Source organism: Frankia sp. R82, assembly GCF_023716925.1.
Taxonomy (GTDB): domain Bacteria; phylum Actinomycetota; class Actinomycetes; order Frankiales; family Frankiaceae; genus Frankia.
Genome location: NZ_JAMQQG010000221.1, coordinates 1 through 8,232, shown reverse-complemented (window position 1 = coordinate 8,232; position 8,232 = coordinate 1). Strand labels below are relative to the sequence as shown.

Here is an 8,232-nt window from a genome sequence, read left to right as displayed (position 1 = left end):
GTGCCAGCTGGCCGGGACCACCGGACCAGCCGGGCGGTACCGGCGTGCCCCACCCGGGACCGCCGGTGTCGCGCCCGCCGGGGGGCGGCCCGCCGGGCGCGGCCCAGCCGGGTCCTTCTGCCATTGCGGTGTCTCCACTCGTCGTTTTTTCGTTGACGTCGTCGTCATCGTTGTTGCGCAGCCGAGCGCCGCAGACCGGCCAGCCCGACATCGGCTCTCCCGGCTCGCATCGATCGTCCCAGATGCGGCCGGTCCACTGCGGTCGCCTGTCCACAGATCGTGGCCCGAGGGTGCGTTATCCACAGCCGGGAGAATCGGGCTTGGCATCGCCGGGCCATGGCGCTGATCCTGCTGACGTGACCCGACTGCTTCCCCCCGCGCTGTCACGAGTTTCCCCCACGCTGGCGCGAGGCCTGTCCATCCTCGCGGACCTGGTGGTCCCGCAGTCGTGCGCCGGCTGCGGCTGTCGGGGAGTGTCCGCCTGTCCGGCCTGTGTGGCGCAGCTGCACGGCCCTGTGATCCTCGCCGCCGTGGGCTCCCTGGCCACCCCGCGGCGGCGAGGGCCGCTGCCCTGTCTGGCCGCGGCCCGGTATGGCGGCCAGGTGCGCACGTTGCTGGTGGCCTACAAGGAACGTCGCCGGATGGATCTCGCTCGGCCGCTGGGTACGGCGCTGGCCCGGGTGATCGTCCATGCCCGACCCGGTCCGGCCGTGGTGCTGGTTCCGGTGCCGTCGTCGGCGGCCGCCCGGCGGCGGCGCGGGTTCGACCATGTCCGGATGCTGTGCGCCGTGGCGGCGACGGTGCTGCGGGGGCGGGGATACCGGGTCCAGGTGGTGCCGCTGCTGCGCCCGGTGCGGCGGCTGGCCGATCAGGCCGGTCTCGGAGTGCGGGCCCGAGCGGAGAACCTTGCTGGTGCCTTCGCCCTGCGTGCCCCGGCGCGGGCGGTGCCCTGGCCGGCGGCGGGCTCGGCGCGCCCGCGCGTGCTCATCATCGATGACGTGGTGACCACCGGCGCCACCGTGCGCGAAGCGGCGCGGGCACTACGCGAGGGCGCCCTGCGGCCCCACGCGGCCGTGGTGGTGGCGGCTACCCCCAGCCGGCGGTCGGGAGCGGCCACGCTGGTCCGGCGTGCGGAGATGGCGACGCGCCCAGGGGGCGGCCTGCCCGGGCTGGATGGCCCGTCCGGGTGAAACTACCGCTACGCGTCGTCCGGGCCGGCTCGTACGAGACGCTCAGGTCGGCCGTGGTCGTCCGGCCGCGGCGAACGGCGTAGGGCGTCAGTCGTGCGGATGCTGAGCGCACGATCGGAGTAGGGCTGGCCTGGCGGGGAAGGAGCCGAACGCGGGCAACCAGCCGCAGACCGGCAGAACGGCACGGCAGAAAGGTGTGACCAGCGTGGACAGGGCGTCCCTCAACCGTCCCGGCCAGGCACGGGAGCAGGCCCGGGGGCACGAGCGGGCGCGATGAGATCACCGGCGCGCGGCCGGGCTGTGATCGCCAGCCGGGTGGCCGGACACATGAACGGGAGGTGGATCGCGTGGACATCGTGGTCAAGGGCAGGCACACCGCGGTTCCGGAACGGTTCCGCAAGCACGTCGAGGCCAAGCTCGCCAAGCTCGAGCGGCTGGACTCCCACATCATCGGGGTGGACGTCGAACTGTCGAAGGAGCACAACCCGCGCCTCGCCGACGTCTGCGACCGGGTGGAGCTCACCGTGTACTCACGGGGCCCGGTGATCCGGGCCGAGGCCGCCGCCGACGACTGCTACGCCGCTCTTGACCTGGCCGCTACCAAGCTCGCCGAACGGCTGCGTCGAGCTGCCGACCGGCGGGTCCGCCACCATGCCAACCACGCCGGAAGCCGGCCGTCCGGCATCACCGCCGTGCCGCTGGAAAGCCTGATGCCTCTTGAGGGATCGTCCGCGCCGGATGCCCACCCTGCTCCCGACGAGCACCGTCGGGCGGCGGTGGGCCGTCCAGTGGTCGCCGCATCAGTCGAGGAGGTCAACGCGGTCCGCCAGCAGGCCGAGCGGGCGGAGGCGCCCGAACAGGCGCCCCTCGTCGTGCGGGAGAAGACCCACGAGGCCGACCCGATGACCCTGGAGGACGCCCTGTCGAACATGGAGCTCGTCGGGCATGACTTCTACCTGTTTCTGGACGCCGACTCCGGGCTGCCGAGCGTGGTGTACCGCCGGGTGGGTTACGACTACGGGGTCATCCGCCTGACCGGGCTGGGCGGGCTTGAACCTGCGCTTGCCCACGCGCGGGCGCAGGCCGGTGGGGCGCCGCGCGAGCGGGATGCCTACGCGAGCTCTGCCGCTCTTTAGACGATCTGCAGGTCACGTCCACCGGCTGACGTGGGACCATTTACCTCGCGTGTCGAAGTACATGACCGTGCCGCTGTTGCCGCTGCCCCGCGTGGTCGGCAGCAGCGGCACGGATCGGGGTAGCAACGGTCTCAGGGAGGTCAGATGACGGTGGAGGAGCCGCGCTCCGAGGAGGTGCTGCCGACCCCATCGGGGGCAAACCCCATCCGGGTGCTCATCGTCGACGACCACGCGCTGTTTCGCCGTGGGCTGGAGATGGTGCTGGGCCAGGAGGTCGACATCGAGGTCGTGGGGGAGGCGGCCGACGGCAGCGAGGCCGTGACCATGGCCAAGGAGACGGCACCGGACATCGTGCTGATGGACGTGCGGATGCCGCGTCGCGGTGGGATCGACGCCACGAGTGCCATCAAGGAGTCGGTCCCCAGCGCAAAGATCGTCATGTTGACGATCAGCGACGAGGAAGCGGACCTCTACGACGCGATCAAGGCGGGGGCAATGGGCTACCTGCTGAAGGAGATCTCCATCGACGAGGTGGCGGCGGACATCCGCGCCGTCTACGGCGGGCAGAGCCTGATCAGCCCGTCGATGGCGTCGAAGCTGCTCAGCGAGTTCGCAGCCATGATCAAGAACAAGGATGACCGACCGCAGCTGCCCACCCCTCGCCTCACCGAGCGGGAGATGGAGGTGCTGCGGCTCGTCGCCAAGGGGATGAACAACCGGGACATCGCCAAGCAGCTGTTCATCAGTGAGAACACCGTGAAGAACCACATCCGCAACATCCTCGAGAAGCTGCAGCTGCACTCCAGGATGGAGGCAGTGGTCTACGCGGTGCGGGAGAAGCTTCTCGAGATCACCTGAGTCGGCACCCGGGCGTCACCCGGCATCACGTGATCGTGCGGAGCGGAGGAGGGGTCGGTGGTGGATCGGTGGGTAGCCGGGAACCGATCCAGCAGTCGACCCGCCGACCGTCACCGAGCAGCAGCGCCTGCGGCAGCGTGCCCTCCAGGGTGAATCCGGTGCGCTGCGCCACCCGGCGGGAGGCGTCGTTGCCGACGGCCGCGCGCCATTCGATCCGGGCCAGCCCCAGCATGGCGAACCCCCAGCGGGTGATGGTGGTCACTGCCTGTGAGACCACCCCCTGGCCGCGGGCGTCCGCTGCGCACCAGTAGCCGATTTCGGCCTCCCCGGACGTGGAGATGCCCATCAGCTCGATCGAGGCGAGCAGGCGTTCCGTCGTTGCGTCCACCACCGCGAACGGCGTGCCGGTCCCCTCCGCCCAGGCGGCGGGGGCCACGTCGAGCACGAACGACTCGGCATCGCGACGCCCGTAGGGCTGCGGCAGGCGGTTGTACCGGGCGATCTGCGGATCCTGACAGGCCTGATGGACGGCGTCGATGTCGTAGGGCTGCCACGGGCGAAGGTGTAGCCGGCCGGCGGTGATCTCCGCCGGTTCGAGAGAGGCCATGGCCACAGTTCTACGACAGGTGCCGGAACCGGCCCGGCGGGCACCCGGTGGACCTGTCGATCGTTGAGGGGGTTGAAGGGGGGCGGGGATCCGGTCGATCAGGGTTCGTCCCACCCTTCGTCGGCCGTCATGAACCGCCGCTGGGAGACCTACATCCGATGGTCGGATGTAGGTGCTGGTTCAGGGGCTAGCATCGTGTGGTCGGTGACGTCGCCGACATGCCTGCCGGAGGAGTTTCGCCCGTGGTTCTAGAGAAGATCTTGCGTGCCGGTGAGGGCCGGATTCTGCGCAAGCTCAAGGCGATCGCCGAGCAGGTCAATCTGATCGAGGACGACTTCACCGGGCTGTCCGACGGTGAGCTGCGCGGTATGACCGACGAGTTCCGCCAGCGTCTCACCGAGGGTGACGACACGCTGGACGACCTGCTGCCCGAGGCCTTCGCCGCAGTCCGCGAGGCCGCCCGGCGCACCCTTGGCCAGCGGCACTTCGATGTGCAGATCATGGGTGGTGCGGCACTTCATCTCGGCAACATCGCCGAGATGAAGACCGGTGAGGGCAAGACGCTGGTCTCCACGCTGCCGACCTACCTGAACGCCCTGTCGGGCAAGGGCGTGCACGTCATCACCGTCAACGACTACCTCGCCCAGCGCGACGCCGAAAACATGGGCCGCGTGCACCGATTCCTCGGGCTCAGCGTCGGGGTCATTCACCCGCAGATGTCGCCCGCGGTCCGCCGCGCCCAGTATGCGTGTGACATCACCTATGGCACGAACAACGAGTTCGGCTTCGACTATCTGCGCGACAACATGGCCTGGAGCGCCGACGAGCTCGTGCAGCGTGGCCACAACTTCGCCGTCGTCGACGAGGTCGACTCGATTCTCATCGACGAGGCGCGCACCCCGCTGATCATCAGTGGTCCGGCCGACCATCCGACCCGGTGGTACACCGAGTTCGCCCGCATCTCCCCGCTGCTCGAGCGAGACGTCGACTACGAGGTCGAGGAGGGCAAGCGGACCGTTGCCATCACCGAGTCCGGCGTGGAGAAGGTCGAGGACCAGCTCGGCATCGAGAACCTCTACGAGTCGGTGAACACGCCGCTGGTCGGTTACCTGAACAACTCGCTCAAGGCGAAAGAGCTCTACAAGCGGGACAAGGACTACATCGTCACCGATGGCGAGGTCCTGATCGTGGACGAGTTCACCGGGCGTGTGCTGCATGGTCGCCGGTACAGCGAGGGAATGCACCAGGCGATCGAGGCCAAGGAAAAAGTCGACATCAAGCAGGAGAACCAGACCCTCGCCACGATCACCCTGCAGAACTACTTCCGGCTGTACGACAAGCTCTCCGGAATGACTGGTACCGCCATGACCGAGGCGGCCGAGTTCCACCAGATCTACACCCTCGGTGTCGTCCCGATTCCCACCAACAAGCCGATGGTGCGAATCGACCAGGCGGACGTCGTCTACAAGACCGAGATCGCCAAGTTCGACGCCGTCGTCGAGGACATCGCGGCACGGCACGAGAAGGGCCAGCCGGTGCTGGTCGGCACGACCAGCGTGGAGAAGTCCGAGTACCTGTCCAAGCAACTGGACAAGCGCGGTGTGCCGCACGAGGTGCTCAACGCCAAGCACCACGAGCGTGAGGCGACCATCATCGCCGAGGCCGGCCGCAGGGGCTCCGTCACCGTGGCGACGAACATGGCCGGCCGCGGAACGGACATCATGCTGGGCGGCAACCCGGAGTTTCTCGCTCAGGCCGAGCTGCGTCAGCGTGGCCTGTCGCCGATCGAGACCCCGGAGGACTACGAGGCCGCCTGGCAGGAGGCGTTGGAGAAGGCCCGCCAGTCGGTGAAGAGCGAACACGAGGACGTGGTCGCCGCCGGCGGTCTGTACGTGCTCGGCACCGAGCGCCACGAGTCGCGCCGGATCGACAACCAGCTGCGCGGGCGTGCCGGCCGGCAGGGCGACCAGGGCGAGTCGCGGTTCTACCTCTCCCTCGGGGACGACCTCATGCGGCTGTTCAACGCGGCCGCCGTCGAGGGCATCATGGACCGCCTCAACATCCCCGAGGATGTCCCGATCGAGTCGAAGATCGTGACCAGGGCGATTCGGTCGGCCCAGACCCAGGTCGAGGGCCAGAACTTCGAGATCCGCAAGAACGTCCTCAAGTACGACGAGGTGATGAACAAGCAGCGCACCGTCATCTACGAGGAGCGGCGCAAGGTTCTCGACGGCGCCGACCTGCACGAGCAGGTCCGGCACTTCGTCGATGACACGGTCGAGGGCTACGTGCGCGGCGCCACCGCGGACGGCTTCCCCGAGGAGTGGGACCTCGACACCCTGTGGACCGCGCTCGGCCAGCTCTACCCGGTCGGCGTGGAGGCCCCCGAGGTCGATGACCGCGACGGTCTGAGCCCCGACCACCTGCTGGAGGACGTCCAGGCTGACGCCCAGGAGGCCTACGACCGCCGTGAGCTGGAACTCGGCGACGCACCAGACGGCGAGCCGGTCATGCGGGAACTCGAGCGTCGCGTCGTGCTCGCCGTCCTCGACCGCAAGTGGCGCGAGCACCTCTACGAGATGGACTACCTGCAGGAGGGCATCGGCCTGCGGGCGATGGGGCAGCGCGACCCGCTGGTCGAGTACCAGCGGGAGGGATTTGACATGTTCCAGACGATGATGGAGGGCATCAAGGAGGAGTCCGTCCGCCTTCTGTTCAACGTCGAGGTGCAGGTCGCCGGTCAGGAAGGCGATTCCGCCGAGGCGCCGGAGCAGCCTGTGGCACCCGTCGCGGCCGGGCCCGCCGGTGCCGCCGCCCTGCCAGCCGCGCCCACCGTGGTACCCGACGCAGATGGTCCGCCGGCCCCGGAGGTGCCCGCGCAGCCGGCGACTCCACCGGTGTTCGTCAAGGGGCTTGAGCCGCGCCGTCCCACCGGCGGGCTGCGTTACACCGCACCGTCGGTCGACGGGGCCTCCGGCCCGGTCACCACGCTCGACAACGGTGCCACGACCCTTGGCGGTGGGCTCGCTGGCCGTGGCGGAGCGAACCGGGGCGCCGGTGACGGCCCGGGCTCGTCCACCGGGGCAGGCTCCCGGCCAGCCCGCAACGCTCCCTGCCCCTGCGGTTCTGGACGCAAGTACAAGCGCTGCCATGGCGACCCGTCGCGGCGCAACGCCGACCCCGTCGAGTAGTCAAGCGGCTCGGACAGGTCGGCGGGCGCCGGCGGGTGCCGACCTGTCCGAGCCGTGGTCAGCCGACCTGCAGAGTGGTGACCCGCCACCGGCCGTCCATGGCCTCCATGCGCAGGGCCAGGGCGCCGGCCCGTGAGCCGCGGCTGATGACCGCGGACACCTCGGCCACGCCCGGTCGTGGTTCACTCACCCGAACGCTGCGCACCCGTCCACGGCGGCGGTCGGTGAGCTGGGCCGCAGTCCGCTCCAGGTCGTGCAGCAGCCGCGGCGTGGTCCACCGGGCCAGATGCGACACCGGCCGCGCCCCGGCCAGCGCCTCGACGATCGCCCGCACGACGATCACTGCCGCAATCTTGGGCGACGGCTGCGGCCGGGCGGCCTCGTCGGCAGGCCGGCTCGCGCCATCCCCGGCCGCGGTGGCCACCGCGGCACTCGCGGTGGCTGTCCGGGCCGTTCTGCCCCCGGCGGTTCGGCTGGCGGAAGCCCGACCGCTGGCCCTGCTGGTGGTGGCCTGGGACGGGGTGGTCCTGGCCGAAGCAGCCGGGCCCGTGCCAGGGGCAGGGGCCCGGGTCGTGTCGGGGCCGGTGAAGGGCGACGACGGTCGTCCGCATTCGGTGAACACCAGATCCGGTCTGGGCAGCCGCCGGGGGGTGCGATCGGCCGGGGCGTGCGTCGGCCCGGCCGCGCTCCCCAGGGCCGGGCGCCGCGTGGGCTCGTCGTCGAACGGGGGATCGGACGGGGTGACGGGCAGCAGCCGTAGGCCTGAACCGGACGTGGCACGGCGTGGACAGGGCAGGGCACGGGCAGCGGTCACGGCTGGCTCCGGTGGACGGCGGGCGGGGTCAGGGCCCGGTGGGTGGCATGAGGCGTTGGCCGGGAAGAATCACGTTGGGGTCAGGGCCGATGACGGCCGAGTTGGCCGCCCACCAGCGGGGCCACTCGGCGGCGATCTGTTCGGTGGTGGCGTCGGGGCCGAGGGCACGGGCCGCGACCGACCACAGGGTGTCGCCCCGTCGGACGACGACTTCCTCGGCTGACTGGCCCGCGCCCGCCGTGCCAGCCGCGGGCACCCCTGTGCCACGGTGCGCGGAGGGGACGAGCGGGTCATGCGGGGCAGCCGCCGCGCCGGACGGGGACGCGGCAGCCGGCCCGGCGGCGGAACCAGGAGCAGGCGCCGAGCCGGGACCGGAAGCACGTGTCGCAGTGGAGGCCGGGGCCGGGGCAGGGGCCTGGGCCGGAGCGGACGAGGC

The 8,232-nt window shown here is 70.5% G+C and carries 7 protein-coding genes and 1 pseudogene; 4 read left to right on the top strand and 4 right to left on the bottom strand.

Translation table 11 applies throughout. From position 1 onward, the window contains the following. A pseudogene (locus tag ND747_RS18755) lies at positions 1–211 on the bottom strand (hypothetical protein); the annotation flags it as partial. A 145-nt stretch (positions 212–356) separates the two neighbouring features. Between ND747_RS18755 and ND747_RS18750 the strand changes: the two are divergent. The 3 genes from ND747_RS18750 to ND747_RS18740 all read left to right on the top strand — a co-directional run bounded on the left by ND747_RS18750 (position 357) and on the right by ND747_RS18740 (position 3,184). Then, the gene (locus tag ND747_RS18750) at positions 357–1,190 is read left to right on the top strand and encodes a ComF family protein (RefSeq protein WP_251735013.1); all 834 of its coding nucleotides are present in this window, start codon (positions 357–359) and stop codon (positions 1,188–1,190) included. 347 nt (positions 1,191–1,537) lie between these two features. Next, positions 1,538–2,326 carry a ribosome hibernation-promoting factor, HPF/YfiA family gene (gene hpf, locus ND747_RS18745; protein WP_251735011.1) on the top strand — a complete coding sequence of 263 codons (789 nt, stop codon included), beginning with the start codon at positions 1,538–1,540 and terminating at the stop codon, positions 2,324–2,326. A 144-nt stretch (positions 2,327–2,470) separates the two neighbouring features. Next, on the top strand, positions 2,471–3,184 hold the full coding sequence (locus ND747_RS18740; protein ID WP_251735009.1) for a response regulator transcription factor: 714 nt from the start codon (positions 2,471–2,473) through the stop codon (positions 3,182–3,184). Positions 3,185–3,209: 25 nt separating this feature from the next. Here ND747_RS18740 and ND747_RS18735 read toward each other — a convergent pair whose 3' ends face one another. After that, positions 3,210–3,791, bottom strand: a complete 582-nt coding sequence (locus tag ND747_RS18735) for a GNAT family N-acetyltransferase (RefSeq protein WP_251735007.1) — start codon at positions 3,789–3,791, stop codon at positions 3,210–3,212. Between the two features lie 242 nt (positions 3,792–4,033). Here ND747_RS18735 and secA point away from each other — a divergent pair, with 242 nt between their 5' ends. Then, positions 4,034–6,982: a preprotein translocase subunit SecA gene (secA, locus tag ND747_RS18730; protein ID WP_251735005.1), complete on the top strand. Its 2,949-nt coding sequence runs from the start codon at positions 4,034–4,036 to the stop codon at positions 6,980–6,982. Positions 6,983–7,040: 58 nt separating this feature from the next. Here secA and ND747_RS18725 read toward each other — a convergent pair whose 3' ends face one another. Continuing rightward, a complete protein-coding gene (locus tag ND747_RS18725) occupies positions 7,041–7,796 on the bottom strand; it encodes an Rv3235 family protein (RefSeq protein ID WP_251735003.1) in 756 nt (251 codons plus the stop codon). 28 nt (positions 7,797–7,824) lie between these two features. Next, on the bottom strand, positions 7,825–8,232 hold a 408-nt coding region (locus ND747_RS18720; protein ID WP_251735001.1), incomplete at its 5' end, for a LysM peptidoglycan-binding domain-containing protein.